This window comes from Pseudomonas sp. 3MA1 (assembly GCF_029237275.1).
Classification (GTDB): Bacteria; Pseudomonadota; Gammaproteobacteria; order Pseudomonadales; family Pseudomonadaceae; genus Aquipseudomonas; species Aquipseudomonas fluorescens_AP.
Genome location: NZ_JAACFX010000014.1, coordinates 98,601 through 114,788, shown reverse-complemented (window position 1 = coordinate 114,788; position 16,188 = coordinate 98,601). Strand labels below are relative to the sequence as shown.

The following is a 16,188-nucleotide window of genomic DNA, read 5'->3' as shown; positions in this document are numbered from 1 at the left end:
GGGACGCCACCTGAGGAGCCGCCCCGGCACTGGTGTGTCCATGAATGGCATCGGGCCCTCGACGACTTTTTCTTTTCGCCTACCTCGTAAGGCGCCTCGTGCGCTGCCGCACCTCGATTCTCAGGAGTACCCATGGATAAGAAACGCAGCCTGATGATGGCCATTGCCGCGGTATTTGGTCTGGGAGCGGCGGCCCTGCTGTTGCCGGGCCTGTCCGCCCCTGCGGCGCCTGCCGGCGCCAAGCTTCCTGATGTGGCCGAGCCGGTCGGGCACGGCGCCGAGGAGCCCGAGGGTCACCTGGAGCTCAGCGCCGAGCAGATCCAGGCCGCCGGGATCGAGCTGGCCGAGGCCGGTCCGCGGCAGCTCAAGCGAGTGCTGAGCCTGCCGGGAGAAATCCGTTTCGACGAGGATCGCACCTCCCACATCGTGCCCCGGGCCGCCGGGGTCGTGGAGTCGGTGCAGGTCAATCTGGGGCAGTCGGTCAAGCGCGGCGAGCTGCTGGCGGTGATCGCCAGCCCGCAGGTGTCCGACCAGCGCAGCGAGCTGGCGGCCGCCGGGCGGCGGGTGGAGCTGGCCCGTACCACCTTCGAGCGCGAGCGGCAGTTGTGGATCGACCAGATCTCCGCCGAACAGGATTACCTGCTGGCGCGCCAGAACCTGCAAGAAGCACAAATCGCCCTCAACAACGCCCGACAGAAGATCCAGGCCCTGAGTGGCAGCGCCCGGCTGGCGGGGGGCAACCGCTATGAAATGCGCGCGCCGTTCGACGCCGTGGTGGTGGAAAAGCACCTCAGCGTCGGCGAGGTGGTGAGCGAGAACAGCGCGGCCTTCACCCTCTCGGACCTGTCCCGGGTCTGGGCCACCTTTGGCGTGTTCCCCAAGGATCTGGACAAGGTCCGGGTCGGCCAGCCCGTGAGCGTCAGCTCCAGCGAACTGGGGACCCAGGTCCAGGGCCAGGTGGCCTATGTCGGCAGCCTTTTGGGGGAACAGACCCGAACCGCCACGGTGCGGGTGACCCTGGCCAACCCGAATGACGCCTGGCGTCCGGGGTTGTTCGTCGCGGTGCAGGTGGCCACCGAAACCTTCGAGGCGCCGGTCAGCGTGCCGCAGAGCGCGATCCAGACCGTGGAGGAACGGCCGTCGGTGTTTGTCCGGGTGGCCGAGGGCTTCCAGGCCACGCCGGTAGTCATCGGCGCCACCCAGGACGGTTTCGTCGAGGTCCGCGAAGGGCTGGCGGCCGGGGCCCAGGTGGCCACCCGCGGCAGTTTCACCCTCAAGTCCGAACTGGGCAAAGGCGCGGCCGACCACGGCCATTGATCGGTCACAGCAGAGAGTGCTTTCCCATGTTTGAACGCATCATTCAATTTGCCATCGAGCAGCGCATCATCGTTTTGTTGGTGGTGCTGCTGATGGCCGGCGTCGGCATCGCCAGCTACCAGAAACTGCCGATCGACGCGGTGCCGGACATCACCAACGTCCAGGTGCAGATCAACTCGGCGGCGCCGGGTTTTTCGCCTCTGGAAACCGAGCAGCGCATCACCTTTCCCATCGAAACCGCCATGGCCGGGTTGCCGGGCTTGCAGCAGACCCGTTCGCTGTCGCGCTCGGGCCTGTCCCAGGTCACGGTGATCTTCAAGGACGGCACCGACCTGTTCTTCGCTCGGCAACTGGTCAACGAGCGGCTGCAGGTGGCCCGCGAGCAATTGCCTGAAGGCGTGGAGGCGGTGATGGGGCCGATCTCCACCGGCCTCGGGGAAATCTTCCTGTGGACCGTGGAAGCCGAGGACGGCGCGCGCAAGGAGGACGGCACGCCCTACACCCCCACCGACCTGCGGGTGATCCAGGACTGGATCATCAAGCCGCAACTGCGCAACGTGCAGGGCGTGGCCGAGATCAACACCATCGGCGGCTTCGCCAAGGAGTACCAGATCGCCCCCGATCCCAAGCGCCTGGCCGCCTACAAGCTGACCTTGAATGATCTGGTGACGGCCCTGGAGCGCAACAACGCCAACGTCGGCGCCGGCTACATCGAGCGCAGCGGCGAGCAGTTGCTGATCCGCGCGCCGGGGCAACTGGCGTCCATCGAGGACATCGCCAACATCGTCATCAGCAGCAGCGACGGCACGCCGATCCGCGTGCGCAACGTCGCCGAAGTGCAGATCGGTCGCGAACTGCGTACCGGCGCGGCCACCGAAAATGGTCGCGAGGTGGTGCTGGGCACGGTGTTCATGCTGATCGGCGAGAACAGCCGCAGCGTGTCCCTGGCGGTGGCGAAAAAACTTGAAGAAATCAACCGCTCGCTGCCCGAAGGGGTGGTGGCGGTCACCGTGTACGACCGCACCAACCTGGTGGAAAAAGCCATCGCCACGGTGAAGAAGAACCTCTTCGAAGGCGCGCTGCTGGTGATCGTGATTCTGTTCCTGTTCCTCGGCAATATCCGCGCCGCGCTGATCACCGCCCTGGTGATCCCGCTGTCGATGCTGTTCACCTTTACCGGCATGTTCAGCAACAGGGTCAGTGCCAACCTGATGAGCCTCGGCGCTCTGGATTTCGGCATCATCGTCGACGGCGCGGTGGTCATCGTCGAGAACGCCATCCGCCGCCTGGCCCATGCCCAGCAGCACCACGGACGCATGCTGACTCGCTCCGAACGCCTGCATGAAGTCTTCGCCGCGGCCAAGGAGGCACGCCGCGCGCTGATCTTCGGCCAGCTGATCATCATGGTGGTGTACCTGCCGATCTTTGCCCTGACCGGGGTGGCCGGGAAGATGTTCCACCCCATGGCCTTCACCGTGGTCATGGCGTTGCTGGGGGCGATGATCCTGTCGGTGACCTTCGTCCCGGCGGCCATTGCGCTGTTCGTCACCGGCAAGGTCAAGGAAGAGGAAAACCTGCTGGTGCGCAGCGCCAAGCGTGGCTACGCCCCGGTGCTGGACTGGGTCATGGGCCATCGTACGCCGACCTTCGCCCTGGCGGCGGCGATCTTGCTGGGCAGCGCGGTGCTGGCCAGTCGCATGGGCAGCGAATTCATCCCCAGCCTCAGCGAAGGCGACTTCGCCCAACAGGCTTTGCGGGTGCCCGGCACCAGCCTCACGCAGTCGGTGGACATGCAACAGCGCCTGGAGAAAACCCTGCTGGCGCAGGTGCCGGAGATCGAGCGGGTGTTTGCCCGCACCGGCACCGCGGAGATTGCCTCGGACCCGATGCCGCCGAATATTTCCGACAGCTACCTGATGCTCAAGCCCAAGGCCCAGTGGCCCGACCCGGGCAAGTCCCGCGAGGCCCTGATCGCCGATATCCAGCGCGCCAGCGCCCGGGTGCCGGGCAGCGCGTATGAACTGTCGCAGCCGATCCAGCTGCGTTTCAACGAGCTGATTTCCGGGGTGCGCAGCGATGTCGCGGTCAAGGTATTCGGCGACGACATGACCGTGCTGAACAAGACCGCCAATGAAATCGCCACGGCCCTGCAGGGCTTGTCCGGCGCCTCGGAAGTCAAGGTCGAGCAGACCTCCGGCCTGCCGGTGCTGACCATCAATATCGACCGCGACAAGGCCCCGCGTTTCGGCCTCAACGTGGGCGATGTGCAAGACACCATCGCGGTGGCGGTGGGCGGGCGCCAGGCCGGCACCCTGTATGAAGGCGACCGGCGCTTCGACATGGTGGTGCGTCTGTCTGACCAGTTGCGCACCGACATCGACGGCCTGTCGCGGCTGCTGATCCCGATCCCGGCGACCGCGGGCACGGCCAACGGGCAGATCGGCTTTATCGCCCTGTCGGAAGTGGCCAGCCTCGACCTGGTCCTGGGACCCAATCAGGTCAGCCGCGAGAACGGCAAGCGCCTGGTGATCGTCAGCGCCAACGTGCGCGGTCGCGACATCGGCTCCTTTGTCGAAGAGGCCACCTCGCAGATTGCCGACAAGGTCAAGGTGCCTGCGGGGTACTGGACCACTTGGGGCGGCCAGTTCGAGCAGTTGCAGGAAGCGTTCCAGCGTCTGCAAGTGGTGGTGCCGGTGGCGCTGCTGCTGGTGTTCGGCTTGCTGTTCATGATGTTCAACAACCTCAAGGACGGCCTGCTGGTGTTCACCGGCATTCCCTTTGCCCTGACCGGCGGGATCATGGCCCTGTGGCTGCGGGACATTCCGTTGTCGATCTCGGCGGGGGTGGGGTTCATTGCCCTGTCCGGTGTCGCCGTACTCAACGGCCTGGTGATGATTGCCTTTATCCGCAACCTGCGCGAGGAAGGGCGCTCGCTGTCCGTGGCGATTCATGAAGGCGCCCTGACCCGTTTGCGCCCGGTGCTGATGACCGCCCTGGTGGCGTCCCTGGGCTTCATCCCCATGGCCCTGGCCACCGGCACCGGCGCCGAAGTGCAGCGGCCCCTGGCGACCGTGGTGATTGGCGGCATCCTGTCCTCCACCATCCTCACCCTTCTGGTCTTGCCGGCGCTGTATCAATGGGCGCACCGCAAGGAAGAGGACTAGCGCCTGTCGCCGCTGCCGCAGGCTGTGAGCGGGCTGGGCGGCACTCCGTTGAAGGGGCGCGGCGTTCTTGAGGCCGCTGCGGGGTTGGCGGGAGCTCGTCAGGCAAGGTCCTGCGGACCTTTGCGCAGCTTCGCCGTGGCTCAGCAGCGGCTACAGGGCCAGTGCCGATCCGAGATTTGTGTAGCCGCTGCCGCAGGCTGCGAACGGCACGAAGGGCCGCGGCGTTCTTGAGGCCGCTGCGGGGTTGGCGGGAGATCGTCAGGCAAGGTCCTGCGGACCTTTGCGCAGCTTCGCCGTGGCTCAGCAGCGGCTACAGGGCCAGTGCCGATCCGAGATTTGTGTGGCCGCTGCCGCAGGCTGCGAACGGCACGAAGGGCCGCGGCGTTCTTGAGGCCGCTGCGGGTTCGGCGGGGGATCGTCAGGCAAGGTCCTGCGGACCTTTGCTCAGCTTCGCCGTGGCTCAGCAGCGGCTACAGGGCCAGTGCCGATCCGAGATTTGTGTGGCCGCTGCCGCAGGCTGCGAACGGCACGAAGGGGCGCGGCGGTCTTGAGGCCGCTGCGGGTTCGGCGGGAGATCGTCAGGCAAGGTCCTGCGGACCTTTGCGCAGCTTCGCGGGCTCAGCAGCGGCTACAGGGCGTGTGGGTTAGAGCCAGGCGGCATCCCAGAGGGGATAGTCACCCACGCGCTGGACCAGTCCCGCTCGAACCGGGTTGTAGATGATGTAGCGGGCAAGCGCCTTGAGGTCTGCTTCGCGACGGATGGCCCGTTCGTAATACCCTTTTTGCCACAGTCGACCACGCTGGTTAAGGCGCTGGTTGATGTTGCGCCCGCTTCGTGACTTGAGCCGGCACAAGGACTCTTCCAGCGAGCATTTCTGCAGTTGGAACAACCAGTGAATGTGATCAGGCATGACCACCCAGGCCAGGGAGTGGATGAGTCCCGCTTCGTGTTGGGCCCTGATTTGTTCGACCACCAGCCGCCCCAGGTAGAAGTCGCTGAACATCGGGCGTCGCTGTTCGGTCACGGCGGTTATGGCGTAGATTCTACCGATCTGTGTGTGTCGTCCTTTGAGCAGGCGATAACCATTGGATCGGAATTGCATTACCCGGCTCTCCCTGTGCTGGAATGATCCCTTCAAGCTAGTCCTGGCTCGGCCTGTTAACAGATGTATCTCGTTAACACCCGTGTCTCTCTTGCATCCCTGTAGCCGCTGCTGAGCCAAGGCGAAGCTGCGCAAAGGTCCGCAGGACCTTCAGCGCGGTAAAGAACGGCGTCTCCTGCGCAGGTGTTCGCAGCCTGCGGCAGCGGCTGAAAAAGCCCAGCATGGCCGGTAATTCTCGGGCAAAAAAAAGCGCCCCATGCGGGACGCTAAAAATTCATCTCTTTCCAAAGGAGCATCCAAAAAACGCTTCAAGAGATGAATGTGCTCGGTGGGCAGGGGCCGTTAAATATCTTCCTCGGCCGCTGCTGTGGAAGCATCGCGAAGGGCTGTGCCGGTGTCGCCCGTGGCCGCGGTTTGCTGGTTGGCGTCGCCGTGAATCTGTTCCTGGCTGGCCAGGAAGGCGTCACGCATTTGCTGCGGCCGTTCGCTGCCGTCGTCGGCCAAGGTGGTGAAGCTGGTGCTGGCCAGAAGGCCGATCAACAACAGTTGGGTTGGGCGCATGAATGGACTCCCGAGAAGCTCTTGGACCGTGGTAAACACGGCGGATTTGAGTGTGCTCGGGAGTATAGGGAGGCCAACCTAACGAGAAGGTGAGGCCGATATTACAGTTCTGAAAGGCGTGAGTCTGTGAAGAAGTTTTAACACCGGGCAGGCCGCAACCTGCCCGGGCAGACGCTCTAGAGCAGGGCCAGCGGGTACTCGACGATCAGCCGGAATTCCTCCAGGTCGGATTCGAACTGGCTGGAACGGATGGTCGCCTGGCGGATGCGCAGGGACAGGTCCTTGAGCGTGCCGTCCTGGAACACGTACTTGGCTTCGATGTCCCGTTCCCAGCGACGTTGATCGGTCAGTGGATCACCGGCGGCGTCGCGGCGCATGTACACCGAGTTGGCGTGGCTGTAGTCGGCGCCGCTACCGCGGGCGTAACGGCTCATGAACGACAGACCGGGAATGCCGAAGGTCTGCATGTCGAGGTCGTAGCGGACCATCCACGAGCGTTCCTTGGGCGAGTTGAAGTCGCTGTACTGGATCGAGTTGTCGAGAAAGATCGAGTCCGACTGGCGCAGGTAGTCGAAGTCGTCATTGCCGTTGTTGCGCTGGTGCGACAGGGCCAGGGTGTGGGCGCCGTAGGTGGCGCCGACCTTGGCGCTCCAGATGTTGTTGTCGAACTCGCCCAGCAGTTTCTTGCCCTCGTCCACGGCCTTGTAATAGTTGAAGCCGCTGAACAGGGTCAGGTCGTCGGACACCGGGTAGTTCACCGCCGTGCCGAAGTAGTACTGATCCCAGGCGTCTTTCAGGCGGCTGCTGTAGAGGCTGAAACTGAGGTTGGGGTTGAGCTTGTAGTCGCCACCGAAGTAGCCGACCCAGGGCGAGTCGACCTTGCCGGCGTAGAAGGTGGCGAAGCCGTCGCGCATGCCGCTGCTGTCGGGCTGGCTCATGGCGTGCAGGCGCCCGCCCTGCAGGTTGAGGCCGTCGAGGCTGGTGTTTTCCAGGGTCACCCCGCGAAAGCTTTCCGGCAGCAGGCGCGAGTCGCCGTAGTGCACCACCGGGGTCTTGGGGAACACATCGCCGACTTTCACCACGGTGTCCAGGGCCCGCAGTTTCACCGCGCCGCCGGCCTTGCCGTAGCCGTCGGCGGGCGCGTTGTCGTGGTTCACCGGCAGCATGCCGAAGGAGCCACGGCCGCCGCTGCGCCCGCTGCCGGAGTCGAGCTTGAGGCCGTACATGGCAAAGGCGTCGATGCCGAAGCCGACCGTGCCCTGGGTGAAACCGGATTCGAACCGGCCGATCAGGCCCTGGGCCCAGGCTTCGGAATAGCCGTTGCCGGTGGGGCTGGACTGGCCTTTGCGGTCGTCGCGGTTGAAGTAGTAGTTGCGCAGCAGCAGGTCGAGGCGGCTGCCTTCGATAAAGCCTTCGGGGCGTTCCTCGGCGGCCACCGCGGCCACGGGACACAGTCCCAGGACCGCGGCGAGCACGGACAGGGACAAGGGGGGATTGATACGCATGGGGTCGCTCCTGAGTGTTGGCAGCTATCAACTTTTATATCGCCGGAGGCGTTCTTATTGGGCTCGACCAACAGGCGCGGTAACGCCCTGCAAGTCGGCGTCGATAGTTGCAAACGGCAGATAACGGCGCGGTGACCCGCTGATTACAATTGTGCAAGAAAGGCTCGTCGACAGAGGCCGGCGGCGTCCCTGAAACCCCGCTGAACCGGGGGTTGGATGGCGCACCGGGGCGGCGTGCGCAGGCGCATGACAGATAAGTAATGTGCCCGCGATCATTCTGAAAGGGTCGGTTGCTTATCCTCGCCGCTGTCAACTGGACGAGGAAACTGTCATGAACACCGTCAACCTGAGTATCGCCGCGCTGCTGCTGTCCCTCTCTTCCCTGGCCCTGGCCGAAGGCGGTGGTGATCGCACCTTTGCCCGGGCCATGGTGGAGAACCAGAAGGCCATGGAGCGCTATGCGGCGAGTCAGGGCAAGCCGGCGCCGGTGGTGCAGAACTACCGCTACGGCATGGACCTGGATATCGCCAGGGTGGTCAGCGTCACCCCGCCGATCAAGTCCTGCAAGGTGGTGCCCTCGCGCATGACCTACGAAGACTCCGCCGGCCAGCTCAAGACCATCGAGTATCAGGTCATGGGTCAGTGTCGCAACAACGGCAGCTGATCCCTGGGGGCTGGCGCAGCCTTCAGGCGTCGCCGGTTTCGGGGTGCAGGGCGACGATCATGTCGACTTCCACCGAGGCGTTTTTCGGTAACTGATAGACCCCCACCGATGTGCGCGTGTGCACCCCGGCTTCGGCGAAGATCGAATAGAGCACCCCTGAGGCGCCGTCCGCCACCTCGCTCTGCTGGGTAAAGTCCGCCGCGCTCTGCACGTAGACGTTGATCCGCAGGATGCGCTGGATCCGTTGCAGGTCGCCGAGCATCTGCTCAAGGATCGCCAGGGCCCGCAGGGTACAGATCTGTGCCCCGTGGCGGGCCTGCTCCAGGCTGGTTTCGGCGCCCACCCGGCCGACCACCATCACCCTGTCGTCGATACGCGGGATCTGTCCGCTGACATACACCTCATCGCCATTGCGCACCGCCGGCACATAGTTGCCGCCAATGCGCATCTCGCCCTCGAAACTGTGTCCGACTCGTGCAGCCTCTTGCTGAAAAAGCGCCTTGCGTGATGCGTCCATAGTCCAACTCCGTCGATCGCCTGAGATTTCCCGATGCCGACTATACGCGCTGCCGGGCGCCGGTAAATCTTCGGTGAAAGGCCCGCAGGCAGGGGCTTTGCCCGCGGTTGAATTATTTTTGTCAGACAAGTCCGGGTTGCTATTAAGAAAAGACTTTCAGGGCCGATGTTAGGCCCACAGCAGCCTATTTTTTTAAGTCCTCCCGGTGCCTCCCCATGTTCAATAAACGCTTGAAGCAAGAGCTGGCGGCTCTTCGTGAAGAACTCTCGAGCCTTCAGCAAGTGAAGGAAAGCCTTGAAAGCGAGATGCTCGTGATCAATTTGAGCGCCGATGGACGGATTCAATCGGTCAATCACAACTTCGCCCAGGAAATGCTCTACAAGAGCGGCGACCTGCTGGGGCGCTCCCTGGAAGACATCGTTCCGGCCCACGTCAAGCACGACGAGTTTCACCAGCGCTTCAAGGCGACCCTGGCCCGGGGCGAGCACTTTGCCGGAGCGGTGCGCCTGCTGCGGGGCAACGGCGAGGAGGCCTGGCTGCGCTCGATCTCCCAGCCGGTCCATGACTCCGAGGGGCGGATCAAGTACTTCGCGATCTTCTCCAGCGACCTGACCCGCACCATCGAGGCCTCCCGGGAGCACGAGAACCTGATCGGCGCCCTGATGCGCTCCACCGCGCTGATCGAGTTCGACCTCAATGGCCATGTGCTGATGGCCAATGAGCGCTTTCTTTCCGGCATGGGCTACAGCCTGGCGCAGATCAAGGGCAAGCATCACCGCATGTTCTGTGAGCCCGAGGAGTACAACAGCGCGGCCTATCAGGCGTTCTGGAAACGCCTGAATGCCGGGGAATTCATCGCCGACCGTTTCAAGCGCATCGATGCCCATGGCCGCACGGTCTGGCTGGAGGCGTCCTACAACCCGGTGCTGGACGCCAACAACAAGCTCTACAAGATTGTGAAGTTCGCCACCGTGATCACCGATCAGGTGAACCAGGAACTGGCCGTGGCCGAAGCGGCCAACATTGCCTACAGCACTTCGCTGCAGACCGACAACAGCGCCCAGCGCGGCACCACGGTGGTCACCGAGGCGGTGAACGTGATGCGCGATCTGGCCAGGCACATGCAGGACGCCGGCGAGGGCATCGGCGCCCTGAACGAGCAGTCCCTGGTGATTGGCAGCATCGTCAAGACCATCAGCGGGATTGCCGAGCAGACCAACCTGCTGGCCCTCAACGCGGCGATCGAGGCGGCCCGGGCCGGTGAGCAGGGCCGCGGTTTCGCCGTGGTCGCCGACGAGGTCCGGCAACTGGCCTCGCGTACCAGCAAGGCCACCGAGGAAATCGTCGGCGTGGTCCGGCAGAACCAGGACATGGCCCGTGAAGCCGTGGAACTGATGGCCGAAGGCAAGTTGCAGGCCGAGCAGGGCCTGGCGCTGGCGGCGGAAGCCGGCACGGTGATCGTCGAGATCCAGGACGGCGCACAGAAGGTGGTGAGCGCGGTGGGGCAGTTCGCCAATCAACTGTCCAGCTGAGTCCGGAGGCCCCGGTGACGGGGCACGCTCGCCGGTGCGGCGCTGCTCAGTGCCAGGAATTATCGGGATCTTTCCGAGATGGTCTTAGGATTATTCTGAAAGGTCGGGCAGGGCGTGGAGAATGGTCAGCCAGCGCCGATGGCTAGAGGGATCGTTGTATTCACTCTTAGTCTGTCGGTGTATCCATGTTCAATAAACGTCTGAAACAACAGCTTGCCTCACTGAGCGACGAGCTGGCCGCTCTGCAGCAATTCAAGGCCTGTCTGGAAACCCAGGTGCTCAGCATCGAACTGGACAGCGAAGGGGTGATCCGTCGGGTCAACCAGAACTTCACGCGGACCCTGGGCCTGGATGGCCAAGAGCTCTGTGGGCAACCCCTGGAGCAGATCGTGTCGAGCCATGCGCAGGCGGCGCAGTTGTATCGTTCCTTGAGGGCGGCCCTTGAGCGCAACGAAGGCTACATCGGTCAACTGCGCTTGCAGCGTGGCGACGGTCGCGACGTCTGGTTGCATACCTGTGTCCAGCCGATCCACGACCCAGCCGGCCATCTCGACCACTACTCGCTGATCTGCACCGACCAGACGGCGTCGGTGGAAAGCGCCTGCGAGCATGAAAACCTGATGGCGGCGTTGCTGCGTTCCACCGCGGTGATCGAGTTCGACCTGCAAGGCCGGGTGTTGACCGCCAACCCGCGGTTTCTGGCGTGCATGGGTTACCGCCTGGATGAAGTCCAGGGGCAGAACCACCGCCTGTTTTGCGATCCCCAGGAATACGAGGGGCCGTCGTACCAGGAGTTCTGGGCGCGCCTGAACGCTGGCGAGTATGTCGCCGACCGCTTCAAGCGGATCGACAGCCAGGGCCGGGTCGTGTGGCTCGATGCCTCTTACAACCCGGTGCTGGATGCCAACGGCCAGCTGTACAAAGTGGTGAAGTTCGCCACGGTGATCACCGACCAGGTGAACCAGGAACGCTCGGTGGCCGAAGCCGCCGACATTGCCTACAGCATCTCCCGGCAAACCGATACCAGCGCCCAGCGCGGCTCGGCGGTGGTCACCGAAACCCTGGACGTGATGCGTGACCTGGCCAAGTGCATGCAAGAGGCCGGTGACGGCATCGAGGCCCTGAACGAGCAGTCCCTGGTGATTGGCAGCATCGTCAAGACCATCAGCGGGATTGCCGAGCAGACCAACCTGCTGGCCCTCAACGCGGCGATCGAGGCGGCCCGGGCCGGTGAACAGGGCCGCGGTTTCGCCGTGGTCGCCGACGAGGTCCGGCAACTGGCCTCGCGTACCAGCAACGCCACCGACGAGATCGTCGGCGTGGTCCGGCACAACCAGGACATGGCCCGCTCAGCGGTGGAACTGATGGCCGAAGGTCGGCAACAGGCCGAACAGGGCCTGACCCTGGCGGCGGAGGCCGGTGCGGTGATCGTCGAGATCCAGGACGGTGCGCAGAAAGTGGTGGGTGCGGTGGGGCAGTTCGCCAGTCAACTGTCCACCTGAGTGGCGTGCCGCCGGTTCAGGCTCCGCGCCCGTGGGCGCGGATCGGCTCAGCGCGGCGAGGGGGCATGGCACTCGTAGTGCAGACGGTCGAACCACTGCCCGTGCAACAGGAAGCTGCGGCGTGAATGGCCGTAGCAGGAGAACCCGGAGGCCTCCAGGACCCTGACCGAACCGAGGTTTTCCGGGCGGGCGTTGGCTTCGACGCGGCTCAACTGCAACTCGCCGAAAGCCCGTTGCAGGACCTGCGCCACCGCCGCCCGGGCGATACCCCGGCCATTGAATCGGGCGCCCACGCGATAGCCCAGTTCGGCGCAATTGAAGTAGGGGCGCTGCACCCGGTGCAGGTTGATGCGCCCTACCAGCTGTGAGTCCTGTCGAATCAGAAACTGATAGCCGCGATCCGCCGCAGCGTCCTGTTGCGCCTGGACGATGGCCTCGGCGACCCCTTCGGCGCAGTAGTAGGCCGCGGGGCGGGCGTTGATCGAGGCTTCGAAAAAAGCCCGGTTTTCTTGTTCGAACGCCAGCAGTTCGTGCCGGTCGTCCAGTTGTGGTGCGCACAGGTGCAGGTGGCTCATGGTCCGGGGGATCTCAATCCGTTGAAGGCGCTTTCATCTCACGATTGGCTTGTGCGCATCAAGCCTGCAGATGCGGATCGATCAATTCGGCGAACCACTCGATGAACACGTTCAACCGGCGCGAGCGATGGCGGCGGTCGGGGTACAGCGCGCAGATGTCCATCGGCGCCACCGGCAACTGCTGGAGCACCTGCACCAGCTCGCCGCGATCGAGCAGGTGCTGCACGTCGAAACGCGGCACCTGGATCAGCCCCAGGCCCTGGCGACAGCAGGCGATGTAGTTCTCGACGTTGTTGACGATCACCCGGCTGGGCAGCCCCAGCAGATGCTCGCGTCCTTGCAGCAGGTACTCCCAGGGCTGTTCGCGACCGGTGTCCGGGGAGGCATATCCGATCATCCATTGGCCGTTCTGCAAGTCTTGGGGGGTGTGGGGCTCGCCGTGTTCGGCGAGGTAGGCGGGGCTGGCGCAATTGATCATGGCCAGTTGCCCCAGGGGCCGGGCGATCAGGCTGCTGTCGGCCAGGCTGCCGACGCGGATCGCGCAGTCGATGCCTTCCTGGACCAGATCGATGCTGCGGTCGCTGGCGCCCAGGGCCAGTTGCAGGTCGGGGTACTGCGTCAGCCACTGGGGCAGGGCGGGCACGATCAGGCGCCGGGCGATGCGGCTGGGCACGTCGATATTCAAGCGCCCGCTGACATCCACCAGGCGATGGTGGAACAACTGGTTGAGCTCCGAGGCATCCGCCAGCAGGCGCCGTGCCCGCTCCAGGAGGATGGTGCCATCGGCGGTCAACTGCACCTGGCGGGTGGTTCGGTGCAGCAGCCGGGTGCCGAGGCCGTTCTCCAGTTGCTGCACGGCGGAAGAGACGGTGGCCCGTGGCAGTTCCAGGGCATGGGCGGCCTTGATGAAGCTGCCCATGTCGGCCACCTGGATGAACACGCGGTATTGCTCAAGCTTATCCATCGTAGGAACGATCCTGGTTCGGGGGACGCCTGACGGCAATGGAACGCTGCATCGTCCGAGGCGATCGATGCAGCGTCCCGGCAGGCCAATTTACCCCTTGGGCGCCAGGATTACTTGGTGGTGTAGCCGCCGTTGATCAGTAAGGTCTGGCCGGTGATCCACCAGCCTTCGGTCACCAGGTGGCGAATGAAGGGCACCACGTCCTCGATATCGGTGAGCCCGGTCTTGCTCGACGGCGACAGGGCCGCTGCGCTCTTGTGGTAGGCCACGGCGTCGGCGCCTTCGGCGGGGTAGAAGAACGGCGTGTCCATCGGGCCCGGTCCGACGGCGGTCACCGAGATGCCCCGGGCGCCGAACTCCTTGGCCGCGGCCCGGGTGAAGTGTTCCACCGGTGCCTTGGAGCCGCCGTAGGCGGCATAGAACGGGGTGAAGGCTCCCAGCAGCGACGTCACCAGGGTCACCAGCTTGCCGTTGTCCTCCAGGTGCTTGCCGGCTTCCTTGATGAAGAAGAACGCGCTCTTGGCATTGACCGCGAACATCTGGTCGTACTCGTCTTCGCTGATCTCGATGATGGGTTTCTTCAGCACCTTGCCCACGGTGTTGATGGCGATGTCGATCTTGCCGAAGCGTGCCTTGACCTCGCTGAACAGACGTTCCACCGCACCGGCGCGGGTGAGGTCGGCCTGCCAGGCGTGGGCCTCGACCCCCAGGGCCTTGAGTGCCTCCAGGGTGCTCTGGGCGTCGGCCTGACTGGCATCGCTGTTGTAGTGCACGGCCACGGCCCTGGCACCGTGGCTGGCCAGATCGCGGGCAATCAGGCCACCGAGGTTTTTCACCCCGCCAGCGATCAGCACGACTTTGTTGTTAAGGGAATGATCGGCCATGGCATGGCTCCTTCGAGGTTTGCGGTGAAGGCTGAGTCTAGTGTCTGCCATGGCGTTGATCAGCCGTCGGCGGTTGGACGGACTGTCCAGAAAATCCACCCAATCAGTGTGGCTGCACAGGTCGCGGATAGGTCTACAATCGGTTTTTTTTCAGGAGCCTGCCATGCCTGCATTTCGTCGTCCGGTGCCATTGGAAAAAGCCTACCGCCTGCTCAACCACGGCCCTACCGTACTGGTCAGCGCCGCCCACGGCGGGCAGCGCAATATCATGGCGGCGGCCTGGGCCATGCCCCTGGATTTCGAACCGCCGAAAGTCGCGGTGGTGCTCGACAAGTCCACCTGGACCCGGCAACTGCTGGAAGCCTCGGGCAGCTTTGTCCTCAACGTGCCCTGCGCCGCCCAGGTGGACATCGTGCAGAGCCTGGGCAACAGCTCCGGACTGGAACTGCAGCAGGCCGGCAGCGACAAGTTCGCCGCCTATGGTTTGTCGACCTTCACCGGCCAGGCCCTTGAGGCGCCTCTGCTGCAAGGCTGCGTGGCCTGGCTGGAATGCCGGCTGCTGCCCGAGCCGCACAATCACCAACAGTACGACCTGTTCCTCGGTGAAGTGATCGCCGCCCAGGCCGACACGCGGGTGTTCAGCGAAGGGCGTTGGCACTTCGACGGACAGGACTTGCTGCGCACCCTGCACCATGTCGCGGGTGGGCATTTCCTGACCATTGGCGACGCCGTTGACGGTCGTCAGTTGCCCCAGGTCGGTGAGGCCTGAGGCGAGCGCAGCCACTCTTTCAAGGATTGAACATGCACGACGTTTTCCAGCATCTGGTTCACCTGTTGGACAGCCATCAGGCGCGCTACCGGCTGATCCGGCCCGGGCGCGCGTTCAGTGGGGCCGCGGCAGGTGGCGGCGCACGGCCCACAGCACCCCGGCGAGCAACAGCAGGGCCGCTGAGCTTTGCAGCAGGCTCGGCAGGTGCTGCAGGCTGATGAAGCCGTAGAGCAGGGCGAACAGGGTTTCGAAGACGATCAACTGGCCGCTCAGGGTCAGGGGCAAGCGCCGGGTCGAGGCATTCCACATGCGATTGCCGAACCAGGAGCCCAGCACCGCGCTGGACAGGCTCAGGCCCCAGAACAGCATCCAGCGTTGATCACTGGCCTCGGTCTGGGTACCCGGCAGTGAAAAGCCCTGGGCCAGCAGCCAGACCACAGCGCTCATCAGACCGGTGGTGATGCCCCACAGGGTCGACCACTGACCGCTGTTGAAGCGGCTGCTCTTCAGGTAACGGGCGTTGTCGGTGGCGAACCAGGTCCAGCAGAGCAGGGCGCCGAAGGCGCAGAGCAGGCCCAGGGCCCGTTGGCCCAGTTCCACGGAACCGCTGTCGGCGGTGAGCAGGGTGTCGAGGTTGATGCAGCAGATGCCGGCGAACACCAGCAGCAGCGGCCAGCGCAGGCGGCGCAGGGGCAGGGCGTCGGCGTCGCCGCGTCCGGCCAGGGTGATGGTCAGCGGCAACAGGCCGACGATCAGCGCGGTGCTGGCTACCCCGGCCCACTGGATGGCGCTGGCCAGCAGCATGAAGTAGATCAGGTTGCCGGTCAGCGCCAGCTTCACCAGTAGCGCCGCATCGCTCCAGGTCAGGCGCTGCAAGAGCTCCCGGGCCTGGGGTGCAGCCAGGAGCAGGGAGAATGCGCCATACAGGGTGAAACGGGCACAGCTGAGCATCAGCGGACTGAACTCCGGCAACAGGCTGGGCACCACAATGGCCAGGCCCCAGACCGCACCGGCCAAGGCTGCATAAGCAACTCCGCGTTTCATGCACACACTCGCAGCGATTCATCAAAGCGCGCAGCCTAGTCATTGCTGACCGGTTGGACAAAGGATATATAGGCACCTACCTATTCT

The 16,188-nt window shown here is 64.3% G+C and carries 14 protein-coding genes; 6 read left to right on the top strand and 8 right to left on the bottom strand.

Going from position 1 to position 16,188, the window contains the following annotated elements:
- Positions 1 to 132: 132 nt before the first annotated feature.
- Together GWQ44_RS27675 and GWQ44_RS27670 are read left to right on the top strand one after the other, a co-directional pair.
- Entirely contained in the window at positions 133 to 1,317 is a 1,185-nt protein-coding gene (locus GWQ44_RS27675) for an efflux RND transporter periplasmic adaptor subunit (protein WP_199010455.1), read from the top strand.
- A 26-nt stretch (positions 1,318 to 1,343) separates the two neighbouring features.
- On the top strand, positions 1,344 to 4,481 hold the full coding sequence (locus GWQ44_RS27670; protein ID WP_275928760.1) for a CusA/CzcA family heavy metal efflux RND transporter: 3,138 nt from the start codon (positions 1,344 to 1,346) through the stop codon (positions 4,479 to 4,481).
- A 644-nt stretch (positions 4,482 to 5,125) separates the two neighbouring features.
- Here the strand turns inward: GWQ44_RS27670 and GWQ44_RS27665 are convergent.
- The 3 genes from GWQ44_RS27665 to GWQ44_RS27655 form a co-directional block, all read right to left on the bottom strand.
- Positions 5,126 to 5,584, bottom strand: coding sequence for a transposase (locus GWQ44_RS27665; RefSeq protein WP_170004413.1), 459 nt, complete (start codon positions 5,582 to 5,584; stop codon positions 5,126 to 5,128).
- Between the two features lie 342 nt (positions 5,585 to 5,926).
- Complete coding sequence (locus GWQ44_RS27660) at positions 5,927 to 6,145, bottom strand: hypothetical protein (protein ID WP_275928759.1); 219 nt, start codon at positions 6,143 to 6,145, stop codon at positions 5,927 to 5,929.
- Between the two features lie 176 nt (positions 6,146 to 6,321).
- Positions 6,322 to 7,650 (bottom strand): OprD family porin, encoded by a 1,329-nt coding sequence (locus tag GWQ44_RS27655; protein ID WP_016963584.1) that lies wholly within the window; start codon positions 7,648 to 7,650, stop codon positions 6,322 to 6,324.
- Between the two features lie 331 nt (positions 7,651 to 7,981).
- Here GWQ44_RS27655 and GWQ44_RS27650 point away from each other — a divergent pair, with 331 nt between their 5' ends.
- On the top strand, positions 7,982 to 8,314 hold the full coding sequence (locus GWQ44_RS27650; RefSeq protein ID WP_103741506.1) for a DUF2790 domain-containing protein: 333 nt from the start codon (positions 7,982 to 7,984) through the stop codon (positions 8,312 to 8,314).
- Positions 8,315 to 8,336: 22 nt separating this feature from the next.
- Here GWQ44_RS27650 and GWQ44_RS27645 read toward each other — a convergent pair whose 3' ends face one another.
- Positions 8,337 to 8,831, bottom strand: a complete 495-nt coding sequence (locus GWQ44_RS27645) for a RidA family protein (protein WP_047306098.1) — start codon at positions 8,829 to 8,831, stop codon at positions 8,337 to 8,339.
- Between the two features lie 215 nt (positions 8,832 to 9,046).
- On the opposite strand from GWQ44_RS27645, the gene GWQ44_RS27640 reads away from it, so the two are divergent.
- Together GWQ44_RS27640 and GWQ44_RS27635 are read left to right on the top strand one after the other, a co-directional pair.
- Positions 9,047 to 10,363, top strand: a complete 1,317-nt coding sequence (locus tag GWQ44_RS27640; protein ID WP_275928758.1) for a PAS domain-containing methyl-accepting chemotaxis protein — start codon at positions 9,047 to 9,049, stop codon at positions 10,361 to 10,363.
- A gap of 185 nt (positions 10,364 to 10,548) precedes the next feature.
- Positions 10,549 to 11,865: a PAS domain-containing methyl-accepting chemotaxis protein gene (locus GWQ44_RS27635; protein WP_275928757.1), complete on the top strand. Its 1,317-nt coding sequence runs from the start codon at positions 10,549 to 10,551 to the stop codon at positions 11,863 to 11,865.
- Positions 11,866 to 11,912: 47 nt separating this feature from the next.
- Here GWQ44_RS27635 and GWQ44_RS27630 read toward each other — a convergent pair whose 3' ends face one another.
- From GWQ44_RS27630 to GWQ44_RS27620, 3 genes are all read right to left on the bottom strand, one after another.
- The gene (locus GWQ44_RS27630) at positions 11,913 to 12,440 is read right to left on the bottom strand and encodes a GNAT family N-acetyltransferase (protein WP_047306095.1); all 528 of its coding nucleotides are present in this window, start codon (positions 12,438 to 12,440) and stop codon (positions 11,913 to 11,915) included.
- 58 nt (positions 12,441 to 12,498) lie between these two features.
- Complete coding sequence (locus GWQ44_RS27625; RefSeq protein ID WP_047306094.1) at positions 12,499 to 13,404, bottom strand: LysR family transcriptional regulator; 906 nt, start codon at positions 13,402 to 13,404, stop codon at positions 12,499 to 12,501.
- Between the two features lie 110 nt (positions 13,405 to 13,514).
- Positions 13,515 to 14,288, bottom strand: coding sequence for an SDR family oxidoreductase (locus GWQ44_RS27620; protein ID WP_047306093.1), 774 nt, complete (start codon positions 14,286 to 14,288; stop codon positions 13,515 to 13,517).
- A gap of 163 nt (positions 14,289 to 14,451) precedes the next feature.
- Here GWQ44_RS27620 and GWQ44_RS27615 point away from each other — a divergent pair, with 163 nt between their 5' ends.
- The gene (locus tag GWQ44_RS27615) at positions 14,452 to 15,057 is read left to right on the top strand and encodes a flavin reductase family protein (RefSeq protein WP_275928756.1); all 606 of its coding nucleotides are present in this window, start codon (positions 14,452 to 14,454) and stop codon (positions 15,055 to 15,057) included.
- A gap of 114 nt (positions 15,058 to 15,171) precedes the next feature.
- Here GWQ44_RS27615 and GWQ44_RS27610 read toward each other — a convergent pair whose 3' ends face one another.
- Positions 15,172 to 16,101, bottom strand: a complete 930-nt coding sequence (locus GWQ44_RS27610; RefSeq protein ID WP_275928755.1) for a DMT family transporter — start codon at positions 16,099 to 16,101, stop codon at positions 15,172 to 15,174.
- Positions 16,102 to 16,188 lie beyond the last annotated feature (87 nt).